The sequence below is a fragment of the Amycolatopsis sp. NBC_01307 genome, assembly GCF_035975215.1.
Taxonomy (GTDB): domain Bacteria; phylum Actinomycetota; class Actinomycetes; order Mycobacteriales; family Pseudonocardiaceae; genus Amycolatopsis.
Map to the genome: position 1 here is coordinate 8,946,760 of NZ_CP108403.1, position 24,245 is coordinate 8,971,004.

The 24,245-nt window shown below is 70.6% G+C and carries 22 protein-coding genes and 1 tRNA gene; 12 read left to right on the forward strand and 11 right to left on the reverse strand.

The annotated features are described in order from the left end of the window. Nucleotides 1-125: 125 nt before the first annotated feature. Nucleotides 126-4,439, forward strand: a complete 4,314-nt coding sequence (locus tag OG439_RS39725; RefSeq protein ID WP_326945638.1) for a ricin-type beta-trefoil lectin domain protein — start codon at nucleotides 126-128, stop codon at nucleotides 4,437-4,439. A 61-nt stretch (nucleotides 4,440-4,500) separates the two neighbouring features. Continuing rightward, complete coding sequence (locus OG439_RS39730; RefSeq protein ID WP_326945639.1) at nucleotides 4,501-5,646, forward strand: epoxide hydrolase family protein; 1,146 nt, start codon at nucleotides 4,501-4,503, stop codon at nucleotides 5,644-5,646. Between the two features lie 58 nt (nucleotides 5,647-5,704). On the opposite strand, the gene OG439_RS39735 is transcribed toward OG439_RS39730, so the two are convergent. After that, entirely contained in the window at nucleotides 5,705-6,286 is a 582-nt protein-coding gene (locus OG439_RS39735) for a bacterial proteasome activator family protein (protein ID WP_326945640.1), read from the reverse strand. 134 nt (nucleotides 6,287-6,420) lie between these two features. On the opposite strand from OG439_RS39735, the gene OG439_RS39740 reads away from it, so the two are divergent. Further along, entirely contained in the window at nucleotides 6,421-7,620 is a 1,200-nt protein-coding gene (locus OG439_RS39740) for a cysteine desulfurase-like protein (RefSeq protein ID WP_326945641.1), read from the forward strand. Here the strand turns inward: OG439_RS39740 and OG439_RS39745 are convergent. Further along, nucleotides 7,617-8,594: an NAD(P)H-quinone oxidoreductase gene (locus tag OG439_RS39745; RefSeq protein ID WP_326945642.1), complete on the reverse strand. Its 978-nt coding sequence runs from the start codon at nucleotides 8,592-8,594 to the stop codon at nucleotides 7,617-7,619. The two genes, OG439_RS39740 and OG439_RS39745, sit on opposite strands and share 4 nt — an antisense overlap. 82 nt (nucleotides 8,595-8,676) lie before the next feature. Between OG439_RS39745 and OG439_RS39750 the strand changes: the two genes are divergently transcribed. After that, complete coding sequence (locus OG439_RS39750; protein WP_326945643.1) at nucleotides 8,677-10,218, forward strand: M28 family metallopeptidase; 1,542 nt, start codon at nucleotides 8,677-8,679, stop codon at nucleotides 10,216-10,218. 54 nt (nucleotides 10,219-10,272) lie between these two features. Here the strand turns inward: OG439_RS39750 and ypfJ are convergent, their stop codons facing one another. Beyond that, nucleotides 10,273-11,205, reverse strand: coding sequence for a KPN_02809 family neutral zinc metallopeptidase (gene ypfJ / locus OG439_RS39755; protein WP_326945644.1), 933 nt, complete (start codon nucleotides 11,203-11,205; stop codon nucleotides 10,273-10,275). 524 nt (nucleotides 11,206-11,729) lie between these two features. On the opposite strand from ypfJ, the gene OG439_RS39760 reads away from it, so the two are divergent. After that, the gene (locus OG439_RS39760) at nucleotides 11,730-12,203 is read left to right on the forward strand and encodes a MarR family winged helix-turn-helix transcriptional regulator (protein ID WP_326945645.1); all 474 of its coding nucleotides are present in this window, start codon (nucleotides 11,730-11,732) and stop codon (nucleotides 12,201-12,203) included. Between the two features lie 36 nt (nucleotides 12,204-12,239). Here the strand turns inward: OG439_RS39760 and OG439_RS39765 are convergent. The 3 genes from OG439_RS39765 to OG439_RS39775 form a co-directional block, all read right to left on the reverse strand. Next, nucleotides 12,240-12,326 (reverse strand) — tRNA-Ser (locus OG439_RS39765). A gap of 86 nt (nucleotides 12,327-12,412) precedes the next feature. Then, nucleotides 12,413-13,252, reverse strand: coding sequence for a patatin-like phospholipase family protein (locus OG439_RS39770; RefSeq protein WP_326945646.1), 840 nt, complete (start codon nucleotides 13,250-13,252; stop codon nucleotides 12,413-12,415). 41 nt (nucleotides 13,253-13,293) lie between these two features. Further along, on the reverse strand, nucleotides 13,294-13,575 hold the full coding sequence (locus OG439_RS39775; protein ID WP_326945647.1) for a DUF2277 domain-containing protein: 282 nt from the start codon (nucleotides 13,573-13,575) through the stop codon (nucleotides 13,294-13,296). Nucleotides 13,576-13,677: 102 nt separating this feature from the next. Between OG439_RS39775 and OG439_RS39780 the strand changes: the two genes are divergently transcribed. Continuing rightward, nucleotides 13,678-14,619 (forward strand): Ldh family oxidoreductase, encoded by a 942-nt coding sequence (locus OG439_RS39780; protein ID WP_326945648.1) that lies wholly within the window; start codon nucleotides 13,678-13,680, stop codon nucleotides 14,617-14,619. Here OG439_RS39780 and OG439_RS39785 read toward each other — a convergent pair. Together OG439_RS39785 and OG439_RS39790 are read right to left on the reverse strand one after the other, a co-directional pair. Further along, nucleotides 14,616-14,840: an RNA-binding S4 domain-containing protein gene (locus OG439_RS39785; protein ID WP_247059994.1), complete on the reverse strand. Its 225-nt coding sequence runs from the start codon at nucleotides 14,838-14,840 to the stop codon at nucleotides 14,616-14,618. The genes OG439_RS39780 and OG439_RS39785 overlap by 4 nt on opposite strands. Before the next feature lie 17 nt (nucleotides 14,841-14,857). Then, nucleotides 14,858-15,655 (reverse strand): trypsin-like serine peptidase, encoded by a 798-nt coding sequence (locus OG439_RS39790; RefSeq protein WP_326951733.1) that lies wholly within the window; start codon nucleotides 15,653-15,655, stop codon nucleotides 14,858-14,860. A gap of 136 nt (nucleotides 15,656-15,791) precedes the next feature. Between OG439_RS39790 and OG439_RS39795 the strand changes: the two genes are divergently transcribed. After that, complete coding sequence (locus OG439_RS39795; protein WP_326945649.1) at nucleotides 15,792-16,610, forward strand: SDR family oxidoreductase; 819 nt, start codon at nucleotides 15,792-15,794, stop codon at nucleotides 16,608-16,610. A 245-nt stretch (nucleotides 16,611-16,855) separates the two neighbouring features. Continuing rightward, nucleotides 16,856-17,446 carry a hypothetical protein gene (locus OG439_RS39800; RefSeq protein ID WP_326945650.1) on the forward strand — a complete coding sequence of 197 codons (591 nt, stop codon included), beginning with the start codon at nucleotides 16,856-16,858 and terminating at the stop codon, nucleotides 17,444-17,446. 1 nt (nucleotide 17,447) lies between these two features. On the opposite strand, the gene OG439_RS39805 is transcribed toward OG439_RS39800, so the two are convergent. Both OG439_RS39805 and OG439_RS39810 read right to left on the reverse strand, forming a co-directional pair. Continuing rightward, entirely contained in the window at nucleotides 17,448-18,107 is a 660-nt protein-coding gene (locus OG439_RS39805; protein ID WP_326945651.1) for a response regulator, read from the reverse strand. Beyond that, a complete protein-coding gene (locus tag OG439_RS39810; protein WP_326951734.1) occupies nucleotides 18,104-19,681 on the reverse strand; it encodes a sensor histidine kinase in 1,578 nt (525 codons plus the stop codon). Before OG439_RS39810 ends, OG439_RS39805 begins: the two co-directional genes overlap by 4 nt. A gap of 189 nt (nucleotides 19,682-19,870) precedes the next feature. Here OG439_RS39810 and OG439_RS39815 point away from each other — a divergent pair, with 189 nt between their 5' ends. From OG439_RS39815 to OG439_RS39830, 4 genes are all read left to right on the forward strand, one after another. Further along, complete coding sequence (locus OG439_RS39815) at nucleotides 19,871-20,677, forward strand: ABC transporter ATP-binding protein (RefSeq protein ID WP_326945652.1); 807 nt, start codon at nucleotides 19,871-19,873, stop codon at nucleotides 20,675-20,677. After that, entirely contained in the window at nucleotides 20,667-21,551 is an 885-nt protein-coding gene (locus tag OG439_RS39820; RefSeq protein ID WP_326945653.1) for an ABC transporter permease, read from the forward strand. The genes OG439_RS39815 and OG439_RS39820 overlap by 11 nt, the downstream gene beginning before the upstream one ends. Nucleotide 21,552: 1 nt before the next feature. Further along, nucleotides 21,553-22,608, forward strand: coding sequence for an ABC transporter substrate-binding protein (locus tag OG439_RS39825; protein WP_326945654.1), 1,056 nt, complete (start codon nucleotides 21,553-21,555; stop codon nucleotides 22,606-22,608). A gap of 232 nt (nucleotides 22,609-22,840) precedes the next feature. Then, nucleotides 22,841-23,551, forward strand: a complete 711-nt coding sequence (locus OG439_RS39830; RefSeq protein WP_247060007.1) for a G1 family glutamic endopeptidase — start codon at nucleotides 22,841-22,843, stop codon at nucleotides 23,549-23,551. 15 nt (nucleotides 23,552-23,566) lie between these two features. On the opposite strand, the gene OG439_RS39835 is transcribed toward OG439_RS39830, so the two are convergent. Next, the gene (locus OG439_RS39835; protein ID WP_326951735.1) at nucleotides 23,567-24,175 is read right to left on the reverse strand and encodes a hypothetical protein; all 609 of its coding nucleotides are present in this window, start codon (nucleotides 24,173-24,175) and stop codon (nucleotides 23,567-23,569) included. Between the last annotated feature and the right edge of the window lie 70 nt (nucleotides 24,176-24,245).

Genomic DNA, 24,245 nt, shown 5'->3' on the forward strand with positions numbered 1-24,245 from the left:
GTGTGAAACGAATGAAAATCTTGCGACGTGCGGCGATCCTTGCCGCCACCACAGCCCTGGCGGTGAGCTGTCTCACGTTGCCGGCCGACGCGGCGGCTCCGGGGGATGCGCCCGTTGCGGAGTCGGTGGCCAAGGCGAGACCGAAGGAGCGGGTGGCCAAGGACAAGGCCGGCCACGTGCTCCTCTACGTCCGCGGCGACAACGAGACCGTGTTGCGCCAGGCCGTCAAGAACGTCGGCGGGACCGTCTCCGCTGTCCAAACAGGACAGGTTCGCGCCGCCGTTCCGGAGGACGAGATCGATGCCCTGGGCGATCAGCCCGGCGTGCACGAGGTGAAACGCCCGACGCGCGTCCTGCCCGCGAGCATCACCTCCGAGGGCGTCGGCCCGTCCGGTGCGGACGCCTGGATCCAGGCCGGCTACAAGGGTGCCGGGACCAAGATCGGGATCCTCGACGTCGGTTTCGGCGGGCTCGCCGACGCTCAGGCCGCCGGTGAGCTGCCGACCGGGACCCAGCTGGTCACCAACGGTTCGAACTGCCTCGACGCGACCGTCGACGACACCCACGGCGTCAACGTCGCCGAGGTCGTCCACGACATGGCGCCGGACGCTCAGCTGTACCTGTCCTGCGTGCAGGACGACATGGGCTTCGCGCCTGCGGCCGACTGGTTGCAGCAGCAGGGGGTCCAGGTCATCAGCGCCGCGATCACCGTGCCGGGTGCCGGTCGCGGTGATGGCACCGGACCGGATGTGAACAGTCCGGCCCAGGTCGTCCAGCGGTCTCGGCAGGCCGGGATCCTCTGGTCGACGGCGGCCGGCAACTACGGCAAGCTCCACTTCGCCGGCCAGGCGGCCGACCGCAGCGGCGGCAACGGCTGGGTCGAGTTCAGCGGGGCTTCCGAGGTCAACAACTTCGCACTGCCCGCGGGACAGTCCGCGACGGTCACCCTCCGCTGGGACGCTTGGCCGCTCACGACGAAGGACCTCGACGTCTACGTCACCGACCAGGCGATCGCCCCGACCGGGGTGAACGATCCCCACGTCCTGGCCCGGTCGACGATTTCGCAGCGGGACACGACCGGCGGGGCCGCACCGGTCGAGGAGACGTCGTTCACCAACAACACCGGCTCCGCGGGCACCTTCTACATCTGGATCAAGAACAACAACGCCCCGTTCACGACGCCGTTCGACCTCTACGTGACCAAGCTGGGCGGGGGCGCGCTGCAGTGGCCGACGCCCGCCGGCAGCATCGCCGAACCGGCCAGCTCGCCCTACGCGATCGCGGTCGGCGCGACCAAGCCGAACTCCGGCGTGCTCGAGGACTACAGCAGTCACGGCCCGACCGTCGACGGCCGGGTGAAGCCGGACATCACCGGGTTCGACCAGGTTTCGACGTTCACTTCCGGCCCGGCCGGGTTCGGCGGGACGTCCGCGGCCGCGGCGCACGTCGCCGGGGCGGCGGCGCTGTTCAAGGGCGCCAACCTCCAGCTGGATGCCTCGCAGCTCGAATATCTCCTGAAGACCAACGCGAAGGCCGTGCCGGGCGGTGCGGCCAACGACTGGGGAGTCGGGATCCTCGCGCTCGGCTCGCCGGGCGCCGCGGCCGCGCCGACTCAGACCGGCTACAACCCGCTGACGAACCCCGTCCGGATCCTGGACACGAACACCGCGGTCGGCGGCCACCAGCGCCGCTTCACCGCGGGGGAGACGTTCGCCCTGACCGTCCCCGGCGCTCCCGCCGGGGCGAAAGCGGTCGTGCTCACCGTCACCGCCGGGCTGACCGACGGCCCGACCGAGCTGCAGTTCACCGCCGAGAACCCCGGCGCCGCGCAGCCGATCCGGTTCCCCGTCTACACGAGCAGGCAGGCGGCGCTGACGGTCGTCGTCCCGCTGGGTGGTGACGGCGCGGTGCGGATCCGCAACACCGTCGGCACGCCGGGGGTGACGGTCGACTTCGCCGGTTACTTCAGCTCGGACGGTCCGGGTCTGTACACCGCGAAGAGCGGCGGTGCGCGGCTCCTCGACACACGCGACTCGGCGAGCGCGCACCCGCGCGCGCTGGGCGCCGCCGAGGAGTACGCGATCCAGGTGCGGGGCACCGCCGGTGTTCCGACGAACGCGACAGCCGTCGCCGTCAACCTGACCGCGATGGCGGCGACCGCGCCGGCGAGCATCGCGGCGTACCCGCAGAGCTACACCCCGGACACCAGCAGCCTGTACCTCAACGTCGGGCAGCGCCGGTCCAACCTGGCGATCGTCCGGATCGGTGACGACGGCAAGATCCGCGTGCGGAACTCGGCCGGTCTCACCCACCTCGCGGTCGACCTGCAGGGCTGGTTCGCGTCGGGTACCGGGGCGAAGTTCGTCCCGGCCGCCGGTACCGCCCGGGTTCTCGACACGCGCGCCGGGACCGGCGTCGCCGTCGCGCCCGTCGACCGCGGGGTCCCGGTGACCGCTCAGGTCGGCGGGATCGCCGGGGTGCCGTCGAACGCCACGGGCGTCCTCGTCACGGCGGCCGCCGCGGACAAGGTGCTGCCCACGGGAGTTTCGTTCTTCGCCCCGGAAACCGGCTGGGCCAACTTCCCGGCGTTGCAGGCCGATCAGGGACAGACCGCGGCGGCGAGCGCGCTCGTGCCGTTGGGCTCGAGCGGCAAGCTCACCGCCACGACCGAGAACGGCAAGGTCGAACTGACGGCTGACGTCGCCGGTTACTTCGTCGGCGGCGCGGCGGCCACGGCCGCGGGCAACTGCGTCACCCCCGCGGACGAGCCGGGATTCCTCCCGCTGCTGGACGGCCGCGCCGAGACGTCGCTGGCGCGGTGGGGCACGACCTCCGCCGTTCAGGACGGCTGTGAGTTCGGCACGGTCGCCGGCGCGGGTGGTCCGTGGAACCCCGCGGACCTCTTCGACAACGACTACTCGCTCCGGCTGGACTGGAAGGCCGTCGGCGCGAACTCGCAGTCGGCGATCAACGTCGGGTTGTCGCGCATCGCGGGGGCCCCGGCCGCCGCGAAGATCGTGATCGGTCCGACCGCGGCGACGGGCACGGACGCCACCGGTGCCGTCAAGGGCCTCAAGGCGCCGACCACGACCGCCGCGAAGCCCGTCGGCGAATGGAACACGTTCGAGGTCACGCTCTCCGGCCCCAAGATCACGGTGCTGCTCAACGGCACAAAGGTCAACGAGTACACCGCGCCCGCCGGGTTCGCCCGGCGCACCATGGTGAGCCTCGACGGGCAGGGAACGGGTGACCAGGTCAAGTTCCGGAACCTGCGGGTGCGGTCGAACCGGATCGCCGGCAGCGGTCCGATCACCGGCGTCGGCGGTGCCTGCCTGAACCTCAACGGCGGCACACCGAACAACACGGTCGTCAACATGTCGTCGTGCACGTCGGGGCCGGGACAGCAGTGGACCACCGGTGATCTGGCGCTGCACGTGCTCGGGCAGTGCGCGGACACCCAGAACAGCGGCACCACCGCCGGCACCGCGGTGGTCGCGGTCGCGTGCGTGGCCTCGGCGACCCAGGAGTGGCAGGTCTTCGCCGACGGCCGCATCTTCAACCTGGGCGCGGGCCGGTGCGCTTCGGCCGCCGGATCGACCAACGGCGCCGCGGTCACGCTCCAGGACTGCAACGGCCAGGCCCAGCAGATCTGGACGCCCAGCGAACGCAACGCGGCTTTCGGCCAGCTGACCGACGGCAACGGCAGTTGCCTCAACGTCACCGGCCGTGTCGTGGCCGACCAGGCGACCGTCGGGACGGTCGGCTGCGTGATCTCCCTCTCCGACACCTGGACGCTGGCGAAGGACGGCAGCATCCGGGCGCTCGGCCGCTGCCTCGACGTCAAGGGCGGCGCCATCGCGGACGGGACGCCGGTGTGGTCGTACCAGTGCACGGGTGATCCCGCGCAGTTCTGGCAGCTGCGGGCGGACGGCAGCCTGGTCAACCCGAAGTCCGGCAAGTGCCTGGACTCCACCCAGGGCGCGACTTCGGTGGCGATCCAGCCCTGCACGGGTTCGCCGAACCGGGTGTGGACGGTCCAGCGGCTGTACCCGCACAAGGGCCGGCTGGTCGGCGTGCTCGGCAAGTGCGTGGACGTCAACCAGAACGTCGACGCGAACGGCACGGCGATCCAGCTGTTCACCTGCAGCGGGAGCGGAGCCCAGCAGGTCCAGCTGCAGGCGGACGGCACGATCCGGATGAAGAGCCGGTGCATGGACGTCACCAACGGCGCGACCGCCGGAAACACCCCGATCCAGCTGTGGGATTGCTACAACAACAACTCCCAGCGGTGGTTCCAGCGGCCGGACGGGCAGATCGAGAACACCGGCTCGGGCCGCTGCCTGAGCACCATCGGTGGCGGCGGTGACGACGGCACCAGGCTCGTCCTCTGGGACTGCCAGTACGCCGCCAACCAGCGGTGGGGCGTCGAGTTCGACTGATCTCCGAGCCAGGGGCGATCGAGGACCGCAACTGTCCTCGATCGCCCTTAGCGTTTTCCGCATGACGATCACCCCGTTCCGCATCGACATCCCGCAAGCCGAGATCGACGACCTTCGGGCGCGGCTCGCGAACACCCGCTGGCCCGACCAGCCCGCCGGCACCGGGTGGCGGCTCGGGGCGCCCGTCGACTACGTGCGTGAGCTGGCCGAGTACTGGCGGCTGGAGTTCGACTGGCGCGCGCAGGAGGAGCGGCTCAACGGCTTCCCGCAGTTCACGACGGCCATCGACGGGACGACCGTGCACTTCCTGCACGTGGAGTCGCCGGAACCGGGTGCGACGCCGGTGTTGCTCACGCACGGCTGGCCGGGCTCGGTCGTCGAATTCCTCGACGTGATCGGGCCGCTGACCGATCCGCGGGCGTACGGCGGTGACCCCGCGGACGCGTTGCACGTGGTGGTGCCGTCGATCCCGGGTTACGGCTTCTCCGGCCCGACGCCGGAGGCGGACTGGGGGCCGGACCGGATCGCCCGGGCGTTCGCGGAACTGATGACCCGCCTCGGTTACGAGAAGTTCGGCGCCCACGGCGGTGATTGGGGCGCGTCCATCTCACGCGAACTGGCGGTGCAGTTCCCCGAGCGGGTCGTGGGGATCCACGTGACGACGCTGCCGTCGGCGGTGGTCCGGAGCGAGGCCGCCCTCGAGGGCCTGACCGGCGACGAGCTCGCGGCGGCCCGGCGCTCGCTGGAGAAGGGGCTGAAGTTCTCGTACCTGGGCACGGGTTACGCGATGATCCAGTCGACCAAGCCGCAAACGCTGGCGTACGGCTTGACCGACTCGCCGGCGGGCCAGCTGGCGTGGATCGCGGAGAAGTTCCGCGCGTTCTCGAACACTTCGGAAGACCTCATCGACCGCGACGACCTGCTGGCGGACGTCTCGATCTACTGGTTCACCGGCACGGCTAACTCCTCGGCGCGGCTGTACGCGGCCTTGGCCGCGCCGTGGGGCTCCCCGCCGCCGCCGAACACGGTCCCGACGGGCTTCGGCGTCTTCCCGGACGACATCGGCCTGCCGATCCGGACGCTGGCGGAGCGGACGGACAAGATCGTCCGCTGGACGGAGTTCCCGCGTGGCGGTCACTTCCCCGGGCTGGAGGAGCCGGACGCGCTGATCGGCGACATCCGGGCGTTCTTCCGCAGCTTGCGCTGAGTTGTCCACAGGGGTTGTCCACAGGGCCGTGAGACTGTGGACAACCCCGGCGCAAGTCCTAGAGGTACTGCCCGGTCCCCGAAATCCCGGGCCCGTGCCCTTCGACACCCGGCACACCGAGGCTGCCGCCAGTGGCCGACGGACCCGCCGGCAGGCCCCGGCGCATCTGCTCCAGCTGGACCCGCGCCGCCATCTGCTGGGCGAACAGCGCGGTCTGTATCCCGCTGAACAAGCCCTCGAGCCAGCCGACCAGCTGGGCCTGGGCGATCCGCAGCTCCGCGTCCGACGGCGTCGAGTCGTCGGCGAACGGGTGGACCAGGCGCTCCAGCTCGTCGCGCAGCTCCGGCGCCAGCGAGTTCGACAGCTCCTTCACCGACGTCTGGTGGATCTCGCGCACCCGCGTGCGGGACGCGTCGTCGAGCGGGGCGGCGCGGACCTCCTCCAGGAGCTGCTTGATCATCGTGCCGATCCGCATCACCTTCGCCGGCTCTTCGATGAGCTCGCCCACCGCCTCGGCGTGCTCCGCGCCCTCGAGGGGAGAGCCGTCCGGTCCGACTACCACCACGTGGGGTGAAGATTCGTGGCCGGCGTCACCCGCTGTGCCCGATTCCCGGAAGTTCGGCTCGGTCATGTGCTCCATCCTGGCTTGCCATCAACACGCTCTGCGACACCCGAGGGGTGTCCGTCTCCGAGCGTAGCGGCATTCCGGCGTTCCGGTGGCTCTCCACCCAACCCCGGACGCACGGCGAAACCGCACGTCCGTACGGTGTCCCCATGGCGTTCGACGTCGCTCGTATCCGTGGGCTCTTTCCCGCGCTGGGTGACGGCTGGATCCACTTCGACGGCGCCGCCGGAATGCTGGTCCCGGAACAGGTCGCTTCGGCCGTTTCGACGGCGATGCGCGCCCCGGTGTCGGGGCCGGGTGGAGCGTTTCCGGCCTCACAGCGCGCGGAAAGCATCGTGACCGCGGCCCGCAGGGCCGTGGCCGACCTGGTCGGTGCCGACCCGGCCGCCGTCGTGCTCGGACCCAGTTCGCCGGTGATGCTGCGCCGCCTCTGCGACGCTCTCGCCGAACGCTGGACGATCGGCGACGAGGTCGTCGTCTCCCGGCTCGACGAACAGGCCAACCTCGCGCCGTGGCAGCGCGCCGCGAAGCGCGTCGGCGCCGTCGTGCGCTGGGGCGAGATCGACATCGAGACGTGCGAGCTGCCCGCGTGGCAGTACGAGCAGCTCGTTTCGGCGCGCACCAAGGCCGTCGCGGTCACACTCGCGTCCGGCTCGGTCGGCACCCGCCCGGACGTCCCGACGATCATCGAGTTCGCCAAGCGCGTCGGCGCGCTCGTCGTCGTCGACGCCACGTACGCCGCGCCGTTCCTGCCGCTGGACATCAACGCCCTCGGCGCCGACGTCATGGTCGTGTCCGCGCAGGCCTGGGGCGGCCCTTCGGTGGGTGCGCTGGTGTTCCGCGACCCCGAACTGATCGAACGCATCTCGTCCGTCTCGCTCGACCCGGGTGCGCGCGGGGCGGCCCGGCTCGAACTGGGCCCGCACGCCTACCCGCTGCTGGCCGGGCTGATCGCGTCCATCGACTACCTCGCGGGCCTCGACGACGCGGCCTCCGGGTCGCGGCGCGAGCGCCTCGTCACCTCGCTCGGCTCGGCGAAGTCCTACCACGCCGGGCTGCTCGCGCAGCTGTCCACCGAACTGCTGACGCTGCGGCACATCATGGTCATCGGCAACGCCATGCGCCGGATCCCCGCGCTCGCCTTCGCCGTCGCCGGCAAGAAGTCGCCCGAAGTCGCCGAATACCTTGCGTCGCAAGGGTTGTGCGCGTTCGCCGACGACGGCGCGGCCGGCGTCTTCGCGTCACTCGGCGTCGGAGAAGTGGGCGGCGCCGTGCGGATCGGGCTCGCCCACTACTCCAACGTCTTCGAGATCAACCAGCTCGTCCGGGTCCTCGAAGAACTGCGCTAAGACGTCGCGGTCAGCAGGATCTTCCCGAACACGCTGCCCTCTTCCATCGCGCGGTGCGCGGACGCGGCTTCGGACATCGGGATGACCTGGCCGACGATCGGCTTGACGGCGCCTTCGGAAACCAGCGGCCACAGGCGTTCCCGGACGTCGGCGACGATCGCCGCCTTCTGGTCCAGCGGCCGGAACCGCAGCCCCGCGGCGAACACCTCGGCGCGCTTCCCGAGCATGGCGCCGACGTTCAGCTCGCCCTTCACCCCGCCCTGCATGCCGATGATCACGAGCCGCCCGTCGGACTTCAGGGCGTCGACGTTGCGGCCCAGGTAGGACGCGCCCATGTTGTCGAGGATGACGTCGGCGCCGCCGGTCTCCTTGCGGAGCACCTCGACGAAGTCCTCTTCCTTGTAGTTGATCGTGAGGTCGGCGCCGAGCTGGCGGCAGCTTTCGAGCCGCTCCGCCGAGCCCGCGGTGACCACGACGGTCGCGCCGAGCGCCTTGCCCACCTGGATCGCGTGCGTGCCGATGCCGCCGGCGCCGCCGTGGACCAGCAGCACCTCGCCCTCGGTGAGCTTCGCGTGCATCACGACGTTCGCCCACACCGTGCAGGCCACCTCGGGCAGCCCGGCCGCGGCGATCAGGTCGACCTCGCCCGGCACCGGCAGCAGCTGCCCGGCCGGGACGACGACCTTCTGCGCGTAACCGCCACCGGCGAGCAACGCGCAGACCTCGTCGCCGATGTTCCACCCTTCGACGTCTTCACCGAGTTCGGCGATCGTGCCCGAGCACTCCAGGCCGATCGTCTCGCTGGCGCCGGGCGGCGGGGGGTAGTGCCCCTGCCGCTGCAGCAGATCGGCCCGGTTGACCGCGCTCGCCGCGACGTCGAGGAGGACTTCGCCGGGTCCGGGCCGCGGATCCGCGATCTCCGTCCACTCGAGGACGTCCGGGTCACCTGGTTCACGGATGGTGATCGCGTACATGCGTCGACCGTATACCGGTGGGGGAGAGTCCCGCCGAATGACGCATTGACGTACCTCCCATATCGCACAAAAGTGAGCAACCATGTCACTCTTCCGAAAGAGATTCGTCCCGCCGGTGGCCCTGGCCGCCTGCGCGACACTCGCGCTCGGCCTCACCCCGGCCGCCGCCGCGAACACGGTCCCCGACGGCCCTGCCCTGGCGAAACAGCTCGTCAAGAAGGTCGGCGTCGACGGCGTCAACCGCCACCTGATCGCGCTGCAGCGCATCGCCGACACCAACGGCGGGAACCGGGCGGCGAGCACCGACGGCCACAAGAAGTCCGCCGAGTACATCGCCACCAAGCTCGAGGCGGCCGGCTTCCAGGTGACCCGCCAGGAGTTCCCCTTCACGTTCTCGCAAACGCTGGCCGAGAAGCTCACCGCCGGCGGCGCGAACGTGCCGGTCATCGCGATGGAGTACACCCCGTCGACCCCGGTCGGCGGCATCACCGCGCCCCTCTCGGTCGTCGCGGTCGACGACACCAGCGGCTGCGAGGCGACCGACTACACCGCCGACGTCGCCGGCAAGATCGCGCTGATCAAGCGCGGCGGCTGCTCGTTCGCGCAGAAGCAGGCCACCGCCGCGGCGGCGGGCGCGATCGGCGCCATCGTCTACAACAACACCGACGGCGACCTCAACGGGACGCTCGGGGACCCGGCCGGCGCGAAGATCCCGACCGGCGGCGTGACCGCGGCCGCGGGCGCGCAGCTGGCCACCCTGGCCGGCCAGCCCGTGACGCTGGAGCTTCGCGCCTTCCAGGAGGCGCGGACCAGCTACAACGTCATCGCCGAGACCAAGTCCGGGCGCAAGGACAACGTCGTGATGCTCGGGTCGCACCTCGACAGCGTCCCGGCCGGCCCCGGCATCAACGACAACGGCTCCGGCTCGGCGACCCTGCTCGAGACGGCGCTGCAGCTGGGGAGCAGCCCGAAGGTCAACAACGCCGTCCGCTTCGGCTTCTGGAGCGCGGAGGAGTTCGGCCTGATCGGCTCGACCTACTACGTTGACTCGCTGAGCTTCGAGCAGCAGCTCGACATCGCGCTGTACCTGAACTTCGACATGATCGGCTCGCCGAACGCCGGGTACTTCGCGTACGACGGTGACGACTCCGACGGCGTCGGCGCGGGCCCCGGCCCGTACGGCTCGGCGCAGATCGAGAAGACCCTCGTCGACTACCTGCAGGCCGCGCGGGGCGTGTCCCTCGAGGGCACCGACTTCACCGGCCGCTCGGACTACGGCGAGTTCATCGCCGTCGGCATCCCGGCCGGTGGCCTGGACACCGGCGCCGAGGTCCTGAAGACCCCGGCGCAGGCGGCGAAGTGGGGCGGCACGGCGGGCATCGCGTTCGACCCGTGCTACCACCAGGCCTGCGACAACCTGGGCAACATCGACCGCGTCGCGCTGGACCGCAACGCGGACGGCGTCGCCTGGGCCCTCGGCGTCTACGCGACGAGCACCGAGAGCATCAACGGCGTCAAGCCGGGCAAGGCGAAGAACGTCAAGCAGAAGGCCGCCGAACGCAGCGGGCAGCGGAACTTCTCCGCGCACGCTGTCGCCGGTGACCCGCACGCGCTGACCGCCTGAGGACAGACAGAAGGGGCCGTCCCGAACTCCCGGGACGGCCCCTTCTGTCGTGTCTTAGCCCAGGTTGCTGGCGCCGAAGGTGTCGCAGCGGGCCGGGTCACCGGTCTGGAAGCCGGTGGTGAACCACTTCTTGCGCTGCGCGGACGTGCCGTGGGTGAACTGCGAGCTGTCCACCTGGCCGCCGCCGAGCTTGGTCTGGATGTAGTCGTCGCCGATCCGGGACGCCGTGTCCAGCGCGGACGCGATGTCGTCCTGCGTGATGTCGAGGATCAGCGGCTTGCCGGTGTCGGTCGGCGTCGTCGTCGCGTGGTTGCCCCAGACGCCGGCGTAGCAGTCGGCCTGCAGCTCTAGCCGGACCGAGCCCGACGTCGGGCCGGTGCCGGTGCCCTTCTTCGACGTGCCGAGCAGGTTCTGCACGTGGTGGCCGTACTCGTGGGCGAGCACGTACGCCTCGGTGAACTGGCCGCCCTGCGCGCCGAAGCGCGTCTTCAGCTCGTTGAAGAAGCTCAGGTCGATGTAGACCTTGGAGTCGGCCGGGCAGTAGAACGGCCCGGTGTCCGAGGTGGCGCTGCCGCACCCGGTGCGGACGCCGCCGTTGAAGAAGTTCGTCGGCGCCTTCCGGTAGGTCGAGCCGGAGCGCGCGAACTGCTGCGCCCAGTAGTCCTGGACGGAGTTGACGATCGCGACGATGGCGCAGTCGTGGTTCTTGTTCGCGTCCGCGCCGGTCTTGCAGGTGCTCGCGAGCTGGGAGTTGTCGACCTGCTGCCCGGAGCCGACGCTGCCGAGCCCGCCGCCGCTGCCCAGGTTCACCGCCCCCGGGCTGATCCCGCCGAGCTGCGAGATCACGAAGTAGATGATCAGCCCGACCACACCGAGCCCACCACCGCCGAGCGCCACGCGGCCACCGATCCCGCCGCCGCCACCACCGCTGCCGCGCATGTCCTGGACCTCGGAAGCGTCCAAGCCCGCGTCGTCGTCGAATCTCACGCGGCAGATCGTAGCCGGACATGGTCCTGGGCGCGGCCTTCGCGGCCACGCCCAGGACTTGTACCGAGGTTTGTCTCTACAGAGCGGTTGGCCGCGAACGGACCGGCGTTCAGGCGCTGTCGCCACGATTGCTGAGATCGCGGCCTGACACAGGCCCGATCGACGCCGAATGCGTGAACGCAGGAAGCCCGCACGGTGCTGTTCGCAGTGAGGCTGGTTCGCCTCGATCACGACCGACCCGGTAGGTGTCCGTTCCGGTCGCGGGGACGCAGCTGGCGGTCAACCGCGAGAATCACCCGTCACGCAACCACCTGACCTCTCTGGCGGGGAGCCGGGCCGGCACGTCGCCGTCGTCGCGCCTATACCTCGGCCAACCATCCGCCGACAAGCAGAATGCGCCTTTTTCGGCCGAGTCTCAACCTTTTCGTAACCCCACCTTCGGGCGATGTTGCAACGGTATTTTTACCCGCAGACAACTCGGACTCGGACCGCGCGGTCCCTTGATCAACGTTCTACGCTGCCTTATGACCGAGGAGCGGCCTGTGCGGTGGTTGGACGAAGCCGAGTCTGATGCGTGGCGCTCCTACATCGTCGCGACGTTGCGGTTGCGGCAGCGGCTGCACCGCGAGCTGGCCGACCGGCACGACGTCTCGCTGACCGACTACGAGGTGCTCGTCTGCCTGGAGATCCAGCCGGAACGCCGGATGCGGATGTCCGAGCTGGCCGTCTTGATGGGCTCGACGAAGAGCCGGCTGTCCCACCAGGTCGGCCGCCTCGAGGACGCGGGGATGGTCCGCCGGGTCCGCGACCCGGAGGACAAGCGCGGCGTCATCACGGAGCTGACCGACGACGGCGTGCGGCTGCTGGAGTCCGCGGCCCCGACACACGTCGAGGGCGTGCGCGAGCACCTGATCGACCTGCTGAGCCCCGAGGAACAGGCGACGATCGCCGCGGCGTTCGGCCGGGTGCTGGACCACCTGACCCAGGTGGAGGGCTGACGCGGTTTCGCGTCAGCCGCGCACCCGGTCTGCTTGCGGTAGCGGTGGGATTCGAACCCACGGAGAGGTTGCCCCCTCGCATGTTTTCAAGACATGATCCTTCGGCCGCTCGGACACGCTACCTCTGGTCACGAGGGTAGCCGACGGCCTTTCGCGGCAACCTCAGCCGTGTCCCGGACGTGCTCGGGGTCATGGGCGTCGTCCGCGGCCTAGCTCCAGGTGAGCGTCAAAGCCGCGCCCTGGGCGTGGCCCGCCTCCGCGGCCGGGGTGCGGGTCGACGGGTCCAGCGGGTTCTGGCCGATCGCCGCGACCGAGGCTTCGTCCGGGCTGATCACCGCGATCTCCGCGCCCGCCTTTCGCAGGTCCTCCAGCACGGTGAGCAGGGCCTTCTCGCCGGGCAACGGCGATTCCAGGCCCATCGGCGCGACCACCGTGACGCGGGTGGCGCCCGCCGCGTAGTCCGCGTTCTCGCCGGAACGGACGCCGCCGTCGATGTAGCGGCGGCCCTCGATCGTGGTCGGGGGCCAGATGCCCGGGACCGCGCAGCTCGCCGCCACCGCGTCCACCAGGCTGACGCCTGAAGCGCGGTCGAACTGCCGTGGCTCGCCCGTTTCCGCGTCGACCGCCACCAGGATGATGCGCTGCTCCGGCCAGTCGTGGGACGGCAGGCGGGCGGCGATCACCGCGCGGCGGTCCGCTTCGGACACCGTTTCGGCGCTCAGCGCCAGCTCGCCGACGCGCTGCCGCACCTCGGCGGGTGAGCCGGCGTCCTCGAACGCGGCGCCGAAGTCCGCGACGAACTTCTCCATGTCGATCTCGGCCGGGATCTCCGGGGTCTGCCGCGCCGGGTCGGCCTGGCGCGCGAGCAGGTCCGCCAGCGCGACGCCGCTGGTGACCTGCGCGGCGACCGTCGCGCCCGCCGACGTGCCGACGATCAGGTCCGCGCCGGTGAGGTCCTGCCCGTGACCCGCGAGCCCGGCCAGCAACCCCGTCGTCCACGCGATCCCGGCGACCCCGCCGCCACCCAGCACCAACGCCTGTCCGCTCATGCGGGCACCCTAACGGCCCCCACCGACAGTTCCGGTACGGCTCAGGGCTGGCGCAGCTGCTTCGCGGCGATCCGGGCGCGCACCTCGGGGCGGCGCAGCGGCGGCACGGTCGCCGGCGGCTGACGGCGTTCGGGCAGCTGCTCCAGCAGCCTCGTGGTGATCTCGGTGATCTCCGCGACGGCCGCCTCGAACGGCTCGCGCGTGGCGTCCGACAAGGACTGCACGCCCGTCACCTTGCGGACGTACTGGCGGGCCGCGGCCTCGATCTCCTCGTCCGTCGCGGACGGCTGGAGTCCCCGCAGGGTGGTGATGTTTCGGCACATGCCGTCCAGGGTACGACGCTGCGGAGGTCCGGATCACACGGTCGGGTTGGCTGTCGCCGACCTCGTTGACGCTGCTGCCTGCGCTTGGGCAATGTCGGGGTAGTGCCCCTCAGACCGCGTCCCTTCCGCTCCACCCGCCCCGAATCCGGCATTCTCGAAGAACGACCCGCAACCCCGATCCCGGAACAGGCTTGGCCCCGCGTGCGGGCCGACGAGCTGGTCACCCTCGTGGCACACGTCTTCGCCGCCCACGGTTTCCCCGAAGCGCGGGCCCGCATCGCGGCCGAAGCGCTCTGCCACGGCGATCTGACCGGATCGCCGGCCACCGGCGTCGCCGAGCTGACCCGGACCCACCTGCCGTTGCTGAAGAACGGCCACGTCGTGCCGCGCGCCGAGCCGTTGATGATCGCCGACCGCGGGGCCGCCGCGCTGCTCGACTACCGGCGCGCGTCCGGCCTCTGGGCCGTCGGCGACGCGATGGACCGCGCGGTGACGCGGGCCGGGCGCTTCGGCGTCGGGCTCGTCTCGCTGCGCGGGGTCGGGCCGTTCGGCCGGGCCGGGCACCACGCCGCGCGGGCGTTGCCGCACGCGATGATCGGGCTGGTGCTGGCGGCGGGCGGGGAGCCCGGCCAGCCGATGAACCCGCTGGGGATGGCCGCGCCCGGTGGCGCGTACCCCGAGTTCGTCTTCGACATGGACCACCCCGGGCAGGAGGCCGCCGCCGGGTTCACTCTGCTCGTCGAGGTCCTCGCCGGGGTGCTTTCCGGCGTCGCCGACCACGAACACGACACCGGCCTGCTGGTGATGGCCATCGCGCCGACGACGCTGCGCAGCGCCGACGGCTTCTACCGCGCGGCGAGCGCGCTGTTCGGCAGCATGCTCGGCTGGGAGGGCGGCGCCCCGATCCGCTACCCCGGCTGGCGCGAGGCCCAGCACCTCGAGCAGTGCCGGGCGCTGGGCGTCCCGCTGGCCGGCCCGGTGCGGCGCGAACTGGACGGCCTCGCCGCGTCGCTCGGATTGCCGCCGCTGACCAACGTCGGTTAGTGGACCAGGATGACCTTGCCGCGGTCGGGGCCGACGGCCACGACGTCGCCGTTCGTCAGCTGGCGGCCGCGGCGGGTCTCCACTTCGCCGTTGACCGTGACCTCCTCGGCGTCGATCAGGTCCTTCGCGTGGGAGCCGTCCTCGGCGAGGCCGGCGAGTTTGAGGAACTGGCCGAGCCGGATCGGCTCGCCGGTGATGGGTACGTCGACGGGGTCGCTCATACGCGCATCATGCCGGGTCAGGCGCGGGAGTCCGTCTGCCGGTAGAGCCCTTGGACGTCCGTGTCGAAGTAGCTCGAGTACGACGTGTCCGGGTCGTCGCCGCCGTACTCGAAACCGCCGATGACGCCGATGACCGTGCCCAGCCGGGTTTTCGGGTCCTCGCCGACCACCCATGGCCCGCCGCTGGTGCCGGTCGGGAAGCCCGCGCAGTCCACCTTGAGCTGGAAGGTGTCCTGGCGGCTGGTGGTGTTCCGGCAGACGGCCGGGGTCTCGGAGTCGTCCGGGTAGCCGGTCAGGGTGATCGGCTGCTCGAACGCGCTGCCGGTGGCCAGGGTGTTCGCGCCGACCAGGCTCTCCAGGGTCTTCGTGGTGCCCTCTTGGTGCGCGGTGGCGAAGCCGACGTCGAGGTCCGGGTCCGACGACTCGGTCCAGCCCGGGGCGACGAGCTCGTCGGTCACCGTCCAGTAGCCGAAGGGCGCGAGGCCGTCGTGGTAGGCGGGCGCGAAGGTGACGCCGGTGACGTAGTCGCCGCCCTCGCCGTCGTGGATGCAGTGGGCCGCGGTCAGCAGCACGTCACCCTGCCTGCTGTGGATGACGCTCGCGGTGCAGTAGTGCGCGCCGTCGACGAACAACGCGCCGACGGCCGGGCTGGACACCGCGGGCAGGTCCGCCGTCGACGCCGGGGTGGCGTCGAGAGCCGGGGTCGTCGCGTCCGCGGACTGCGGCCGCCGGGCGACGCCGACCACGACAAAAACCGCGCCGAGCAGCAGGACGGCGGCGAGGGACAGCAGAACGGCGGGCCGCCGCACGTGCATCGCCTCCTCGTCCGTCGCCCCCGGCACGACCAGATCACCTTAGGACGTCACACCGACACTTTCAGCACACCCACAGCAAGCTCACAGCCGCTAGTATCCGTAACTCGGGAGTAACACCTAACGGGCGGGAGGGCCGATGAAGCAGTTCGCGGACAAGGTCGTGGTGATCACCGGGGCGGGGTCGGGGATCGGCCGGGCGACGGCGCTGGAGTTCGCGCGGCGGGGCGCGCGGGTGGCCCTCTCCGACGTCAACGCCGCGAACGCGGAGGAGACGGCGAAGCTGGCCGGGGAGAACGCGCGGGCCTACCCGCTCGACGTCGCCGACCGGGCCGCCGTGCTCTCGCACGCCGACGAGGTCGTGCGTGACTTCGGGCGTGTGAACGTCGTCGTGAACAACGCCGGTGTCGCGCTCGGCGCGACCGTCGAGGAGATGGCGTTCGAGGACTACGACTGGCTGATGGGCGTCAACCTCGGCGGCGTCGTGAATGGCACGAAGGCGTTCCTGCCGCACCTGATCGCCTCCGGCGAGGGGCACGTCGTGAACATTTCCAGCGTGTTCGGCTTCGTCGGCGTGCCGACGCAGAGCGCGTACAACGCGGCGAAGTTCGCGGTCCGCGGATTCACCGAAGCACTGCGCGAAGAAATGCTGATCGCGCGGCACCCGGTCGCGGTCAGCTGCGTGCACCCGGGTGGGATCAAAACCAACATCGTGCGCAACTCGCGAGGCGGCGACGGCGATCAGGAGAAGGCCGCGGTGGGCTTCGACCGGATCGCGCAGACCACACCGGAGAAGGCCGCGCTGACGATCCTGCGGGGGATCGAGCGGAAGTCGGCGCGGATCCTCATTGGACCGGACGCCTACGTGATCGACGCCATCCCGCGTGTCCTCGGCTCCGCTTACCAGCGGCCGCTCGCGGTCCTCGCGCGGCTCGGCCTGAAACAGCTGAAAAGCTGAAACTCTTTTCGCTACTGCGCCTTTCGGGCGAACGCTCTGGTCCGGGACGGCGGACCTGCGCCACTGTGGATCACTCTTCCCGGCCTGCTCCGCTCCGGAACGCTTCACTCAATGGAGTTGCGTTTCTGACAAGGCCGTCCGAAATGGTCCAGAATGCGTGGGGTCCGTGAGCCCCGTACCGGAGGTCCCCGATGCCGCGCACCGCACCGAGCGTTGCGACCCGTCCGTCCAGTGACCGCGCCGCGGTGGAACTGCCGGATCGCACCGGCATCGTCGCGGCCAGCCTGCCCCGGCGCCGCCGCACCGACGACGAGCTGCCCGAGCTCACCGAGCCGATCTACACCCGGCCGCCGGTGTGCGACCAGGACCTGCGCCCGAAGTCCGTGGTGATCCGCCGCCGCGCCCGCACGTGGCTCGGCGGCGGCGCCGCGGTGCTGCTCGTCGCGGTCGGCTGGGTCGCCGGCGGACTGCTGAGCGGCGGGCTCTTCGCGCCGGCACCGGCGGACGACGTCGCCCAGGTCGACCCGCGGCCCGCCGTCGCGGCCGCCCCGGCGCCGCTGCCCCAGCCCCAGCCGTTGCCCCAGCCGCAGCCCCCGGTCGTCGTCCCGGCGCCGACGACCGTCTACGTGCCGGTGCCCGCGTCGAAGCCGGCGTCGAAGCAGGTTCAGGTGCAGGCGAAGGCCCAGCCGAAGAAGCCGTCGGCGGACGACACCGACGTGCCGCGCGTCGACCTGCCGTCGGCGACGACCCCGCCGCCGAGCACGAACGCGGTCCAGGAGTGGGTCGACGCGGCGGAAAGCGTGATGCAGCAGTACCAGTACCGCTCCGGGCGCTGAGTCAGGCGCCGGACCAGCGGTATTCGTGCTCCGGGCGGCCGGTGGCGCCGTAGCGCAGCCGCATCTGGACCGTGCCCGACTCCGCCAGCGCCGTCAGGTACCGCTGCGCCGTCGCGCGCGCCATACCCAGCTCACCGGCGACTTCCGCCGCCGACAGCGGACGTCCCGCGCGCCGCAGCTGCTCCGAAACCAGCCGGGACGTCGCCGTCGACTGGCCCTTCGGCGCGGACGTCCGGTCCTGGTCGTGCAGCACCCGGTACGCGCGGTCGACGTCGTCCTGGGCCAGGGTGCGCCCGTCGGCGAGCAGGCCGCGGAAGCGCGCGTACGACGTCAGCCGCTCGGCCAGCTGCCGCGTGGTGAACGGCTTGATCAGGTAGTTCAGCGCGCCGGCCCGGATCGCCGCGGCCACCGACGCGCTGTCGGTCGCCGCGGACAGGACGATCGTGTCCGTCTGCAGCTCCGGCAGCACGGCGAGGCCGGACTCGTCGGGCAGGTAGACGTCGAGCAGCACCAGGTCCGGCGTCAGCTCGCGCACCCGGGCCCGGGCCTCGGCCGCGGTGTGCGCGGTGCCGACCACCGCGAAGCCCGCGACCTCCTCGACGAACCCGGCGTGCACGCCGGCGACCCGGAAGTCGTCGTCCACGATGAGCGTGCGGATCATCCGTCCTCCGTCAGCATTCCGGGCAGTTTGGCGACGAACAGGGCGCCGGTCTCGCCTTCGCCGGGGTCGGCGAGCCAGACGTCGCCGCCGCGCGCCCGCGCGGCCTGGCGGGCCAAGGCGAGCCCGAGTCCGTGCCCGGGCGCGATCTTCGTCGAGACGCCTTCGTCGAACAACGTCCGGCGCAGGTCGGCCGGCACGCCGGGGCCACTGTCCACAACGGACACATGGAGCGTCGCGCCGTCGGTGAGCAGGCCGATCTCGACGGTCGCCGGGCGGCGCGGTCCCATCCGCGCGGCGTGCAGCGCGTTGTCGACGAGGTTGCCGATCACGGTGTTCGCGGCGATCGGGTCGGTCACCGTCGTCGGCACCCAGGTGTCGTCGGCGAGCTTGAGCGTGAGGCCCTTTTCCTGTGCCTGCTCGGTTTTCGCGACCAGCAGCGCCTGCAGGTACGGGTCGGCGACGGCGTCGCCCAGCTCGGTCGGGTGCGCCGACGGCGAGTCCGTGAGCGTCTGCAGGTACTCGACGGCTTCGGTGTGGTGGCCGAGCTGGAGCAGCCCGTAGAGCGTGTGCAGCCGGTTCGCGAACTCGTGCCGCTGCGCGCGCAGGCCGTCGGACAGGGCGCGGATGCCGTCCAGCTCGCGGGTGAGCGTGTCGAGGTCGGTGCGGTCGCGGAAGGTCAGCACGGTGCCGATCGGCCGGTCGTCCAGCCGCACCGCGCGGGAGTTGATCACCAGCACGCGGTTCCCGGCCACGGCCAGCAGGTTGTCCACCGGCCGGCCCTCACCGACGGCCTTGTGCAGCCGCGGGGACAGCTCCAGCTCGGCCAGCGCCGCGCCGATCGGGAGCTGCGTGCCGAGCAGGCGCTCGGCCTCGTCGTTGCGGACGGAGACGCGGTTCGCGTCGTCGACGGCCAGCACGCCTTCGCCGATCCCGTGCAGCACGGCTTCGCGTTCGTAGAGCAGCTCGGTGAGTTCGTGCGGCTCGAGGCCGTGGGTGACGCGCCGCAGGCGCCGGTTGAGCAGCGCGGACGCGCCCGCGCCGAGCAGCAGCGCGCCGCCGGCGAACAGCAGCGTGATGACGAGCAGCCGGTTGAAGTCGCCGGTCGGGTCGCCGACCTCGAAGCCGACGCTCACCTCGCCGACCACGCGCCGCCCCTGCCAGATCGGCGTCTTGCTGCGGACCGACAGCCCGAGCGTGCCGCTCTGCACCGCGCTGATCTCGTCCTGCCCGGCCAGCGCCAGCTCCGGGGACGTGCTCACCCGCTGGCCGATCAGGCTCGTCGTCGGGTGGGCGAGCCGGATGCCCTGGTCGTCGGTGATCACCACGAACAACGCGTCGTTGACCTCGGTCACCGCCAGGACGCGGTCCTCGAGCGGGCCGCCGGGGAGCTTCGCGGCCGCGTTCGCGACGACCACCGGGTCGGCGGCCACGGACTTCGCGATGGCCAGCGCGCGGCGGCCGTACTGGTCGGTGAGCGTGCGGCTCAGCAGGACGCTGACCAGCGCGACACCCAGCCCGACGACGAGGACGACCACGCCGATCTGCAGCAGCAGCACCTGCCTGCTGAACCGCATCCGCGGGAAGAGCGCCCACTTTGGCATGGCTGGGAACATACCCCCAGCTCACGGGGGTGCGCTAAATGAGCAAAACATGCATAACGCGCAGCTCGCACGCAGAACGTCGACAAGCTTCACCTGGGCGCCACGCGTATTTAACGTGCCTTCCAACGTGACAGGCACCACGTGACGAAGGAGTCACTCCCCATGGTTCCCCCACTGATCGAACTCACCGGAGCCACCAAGCGGTTCCCGAGCGGGTCCGGTTCCGTGCACACGGCCGTCCGCGACCTGACCATGACCGTCCAGCCCGGCGAGTTCGTCGCCGTCGTCGGCCCCACCGGCTGCGGCAAGTCGACGACGCTCTCGCTGGTGTCCGGGCTCCAGCCGCCGTCCGCCGGGCGGGTGCAGGTGAACGGCACCGACGTGAAGTCCATTCCGGACGGTGTCGGCTACATGTTCCAGACCGACGCCGTGATGCCGTGGCGCTCGGTGCTGGACAACGTCGCGTCCGGGCCGCGCTTCCGGGGCGTGCCGAAGGCCGAGGCCCGCGCGCAGGCCGTCGACTGGATCGGCCGCGTCGGGCTCGCCGGGTTCGAGAAGTACTACCCGCACCAGCTCTCCGGCGGCATGCGCAAGCGCGTCGCGCTGGCCCAAACGCTCGTCACCAAGCCGAAGATCCTGCTGATGGACGAGCCGTTCTCGGCGCTGGACGTGCAGACCCGCGCGCTCATGCAGGACGAGCTGCTGCGGCTGTGGTCCGGTTCCGGTGCCGCGGTGATCTTCGTGACGCACGACCTCGACGAGGCGATCGCGCTGTCGGACAAGGTCGTCGTGCTGACGTCCTCGCCGGCCACCGTCAAGGACGTCTTCGAGATCCCCCTGGAGCGGCCGCGGAAGGTCGAGGACCTGCGCCTCACCGAGGACTTCCGCAAGCTCTACGCCGACATCTGGGAATCGCTGCGCAGCGAGGTCGACAAGGCCCGCGAGAAGGGAGCGACCAGTGTCGCTTGAGACGCCGGCGGCCCCGTCCGCCGCTCCGCTGCCGGTTCTGGAGACCGAGCAGGACATCATGGCCCGCGCGAAGCAGGCCTCCGCGCGCCGCAAGCGCAACATCTGGCTGCTGCGCCTGGCGATCGTCGTCGTCTGGCTGGGCAGCTGGGAGCTGACGGCGACGTACTGGATCGACCCGTTCTTCTACTCGAAGCCGTCGAACATCTGGCAGCGGCTGGTCGAGTGGTTCAGCACCGGCACCGACTTCGGGTCCATCTGGTACAACATCTTCACCACCGTCGAGGAAGCCTTGCTGGGCTTCGTGATCGGTGCGATCGCCGGGGTCGTGCTCGGCGTCGTCCTGGGCCGCAGTGAGTACCTCGCGCAGGTTCTCGCGCCGTTCATCAAGGCGGCCAACGCCCTGCCCCGCATCGTGCTCGCGGCGCTGTTCGTGATCTGGTTCGGCCTCGGGCTGTCGTCGAAGGTCGCGACCGTCGTCGTGCTGGTGTTCTTCGCGGTGTTCTTCAACGCCTTCACCGGCGCCCGCGAAGTGGACCGCAACCTGATCGACAACGCCCGCATCCTCGGTGCGACGCGCGGCCAGGTGCTGAAGTCGATCGTGCTGCCGAGCGCGACGTCCTGGATCCTCTCGTCGCTGCACGTCGCCTTCGGGTTCGCGCTGATCGGCGCGGTCGTCGGCGAGTACACCGGCGCCAAGGCCGGCATGGGCTTCCTGATCAGCAACGCGCAGGGCACGTTCGACACCGCCGGGGTCTACGCCGGGATGCTGATCATCACCGTCGTCGCGCTGCTGGCCGAATGGGGCATCGGCACTCTGGAAGGTCGCTTGCTGCGCTGGCGGCCGAACGTCAGCTCCGCGGCGCAGGGGATCTGACATGCGTCTCAAGAGGACACTCGCGATCACGGCCGCGCTGGCCGTCACCGTCGGCGGGGTCACGGCGTGCCGCGACTCGCGCTCGATCGACTTCGGCGACGGCGGGCAGCCGCACATCAAGATCATGGTCGGCGGCCTGTCCAAGGTGATCTACCTGCCGGCGCAGCTCGCGCAACAGCTGGGCGAGTACAAGAAGCAGGGCATCGACGTCGAGCTGTTCGACCAGCCGTCGGGCGCCAACGCGGAGACGTCGCTGCTGGCCGGTGAGGTGCAGGGGGTGGTCGGGTTCTACGACCACACGATCGACCTGCAGGCCAAGGAGCAGTGCATGCAGAGCGTCGTGCAGTTCGCCAACGTGCCGGGCGAGGCGGAGATGGTCGCCGCGGCCAAGGCGGGCGAGATCAAGTCGGGCAAGGACTTCAAGGGACGCACCCTCGGCGTGACGTCGCTCGGTTCGTCGACGGACTTCCTGACCAAGGCCCTCGCGCAGCGCGGCGGTGTCAGCTCGAAGGACTACACGCCGTACAAGGCGGGCGCCGGGCAGACGTTCATCACCGCGCTGAACCAGGGCACGATCGACGCCGGGATGACGACCGACCCGACGATCGCGCAGCTCACGAACACGGGCCAGGCCAAGGTGCTTTACGACATGCGCACGATCGAGGGCACCAAGGCCGCTTTGGGCGGTTTGTACCCGGCGAGCTCGTTGTACATGAGCTGCACCATTGTCGAGCGTTATCCCGACGTCGTGCAGAAACTGGCCAACGCGTACGTCGCGTCGCTGAATTGGCTTTCGAAGCACTCGCCGGAAGAGGTGGCGGCGATCATGCCGCCGTCGTTCGCCGGCGGGGACAAGGCGCTCTACGTGAAGTCGCTCGAGGACAGTCTGCCGATGTTCACCGCGGACGGCCGGATGGACCCGGCGGGCGCGCAGAACGTGCTGAAGGTGCTGGGTGATTCGTCCAGCAACGTCAAGCCGAAGAAGGACAAGATCGACCTTTCGAAGACGTACACGACGAAGTTCGTCGACGCGGCGAAGGCGCAGGCGGTCCAGTGACCCCGCTCACCTGACCGGGCGGTTGGTGAGCAGCATGGGACCCGTGAAGGCCTCTTCCCCCGCGGAGGCCTTCACGGGTCTTTTCGTCCATTCGGGAGCAAATACGGCAAATATCGTGATTCGTTCCCGGAATGTGAAGACCCTTCGAAAGTAGCTACCTTCCGGTTGTCGCGGATTCAACACTGGTCACACGGTTTTCCCGGGTCCCCACCCTGTGAACGGAGTCTCCGTCATGACCAGAATCGCTTCTTCTCGTGCCGTCCGCGTGCTCACGGTCGCCGCCGCCGCGGCCGCCGGCCTGGCGATGGCCGGCCCGGCACACGCGGCGGTCGAGTACGGGTCTCACTTCCACGGGCACCAGTTCGCCGGGGGCAACTGGGGCGGCTACGTCAGCTTCGGCAGCTTCACCACGGCCACGGCGAGCTGGACCGAACCGACCGTGACCTGCCGCTCCGGCAACGACCTGTTCGCCCCGTGGGTCGGCATCGACGGCGACGGATCGTCCACAGTGGAGCAGACCGGCGTCGAGACGGACTGCTCCAGCGGCCGCCCGGTGTACTCGGCCTGGTACGAGATGTACCCGGCCGCGCCGGTGTACTACTCGGTGTCGGTCGGCGCGGGCGACAAGATCACCGCGACGGTGACGCGGACCGCGACCAACACCTACAAGCTGGACCTCACCGACTCCACCAAGGGCTGGACCAAGACCACCACGAAGTCGCTGACCTCGAAGCACGCGTCGGCGGAGGCGATCATCGAGTCCCCGACCGACTCCTACCCGACGATCTCCGGCGGCATCAAGTTCACCGGCGTCAAGTTCAACGGGACGAACCTGGCCTCGACCAGCCCGTCCGGCCTGAGCGCCGACGACCGCGGCACGAACACCTGGACCCCGGGCGCCATCGGCTCGGACGGCCAGAGCTTCACCATCTCGCGCCACTGAGCCGGTACCGAGCGGTCACTTCAGGTTGTTGATCGCCCACGCGACGACCATCACCGCGAGGACGAGTGAGATGGCGGCCTGCAGCATCATCGTCATCTTCGCCCAGATCCGCAGGGGCATGACGTCGGTGGGGCTGAAGGCGGCCGCGTTGGTGAACGAGAAGTAGAGGTAGTCCAGGTAGGACGGTTCCCAGTCCTGGTGCGCCAGGTCCGGGTCGGCCATCTGCGGGAACTGCAGGTCGGGGTACGGCGCCCGGCCTGCAGCCCGCTTGCCGGGGCCGCCGCGGTCGAACTCCCAGTACCAGAGGGAGAAGGCGACGATGTTCGTCCAGTAGACGATCCCGCCGGTGACGAGCACGGCACCGGCGCGGTCGCCGATGGTGCCGGTCGCGATGCTGTAGACGAGCGTGATCGCGGACCCGGCGTTCACCGCCGTCACGGCGGCGACGAGCAGCAGCGAGACGACCCGTTCGACCGCGCTGAACTCCGTCATCCGGCCCGGGTTGACCAGCAGCAGCGCGACGACGAGCAGCGCGGAGACGGCGGGCAGGAGCCACTGCGGGTGCAGCGCCATGTCGTCGGGCAGGGCGACCTGCAGCACGAGCGTGGCCACGACGACGCCCATCGCGGGCCAGCGCGTCTCACCGGCGGTCCGGCGGCGCCACGCGGGAAGTGCCTCTTCTGTCACCGGGTCA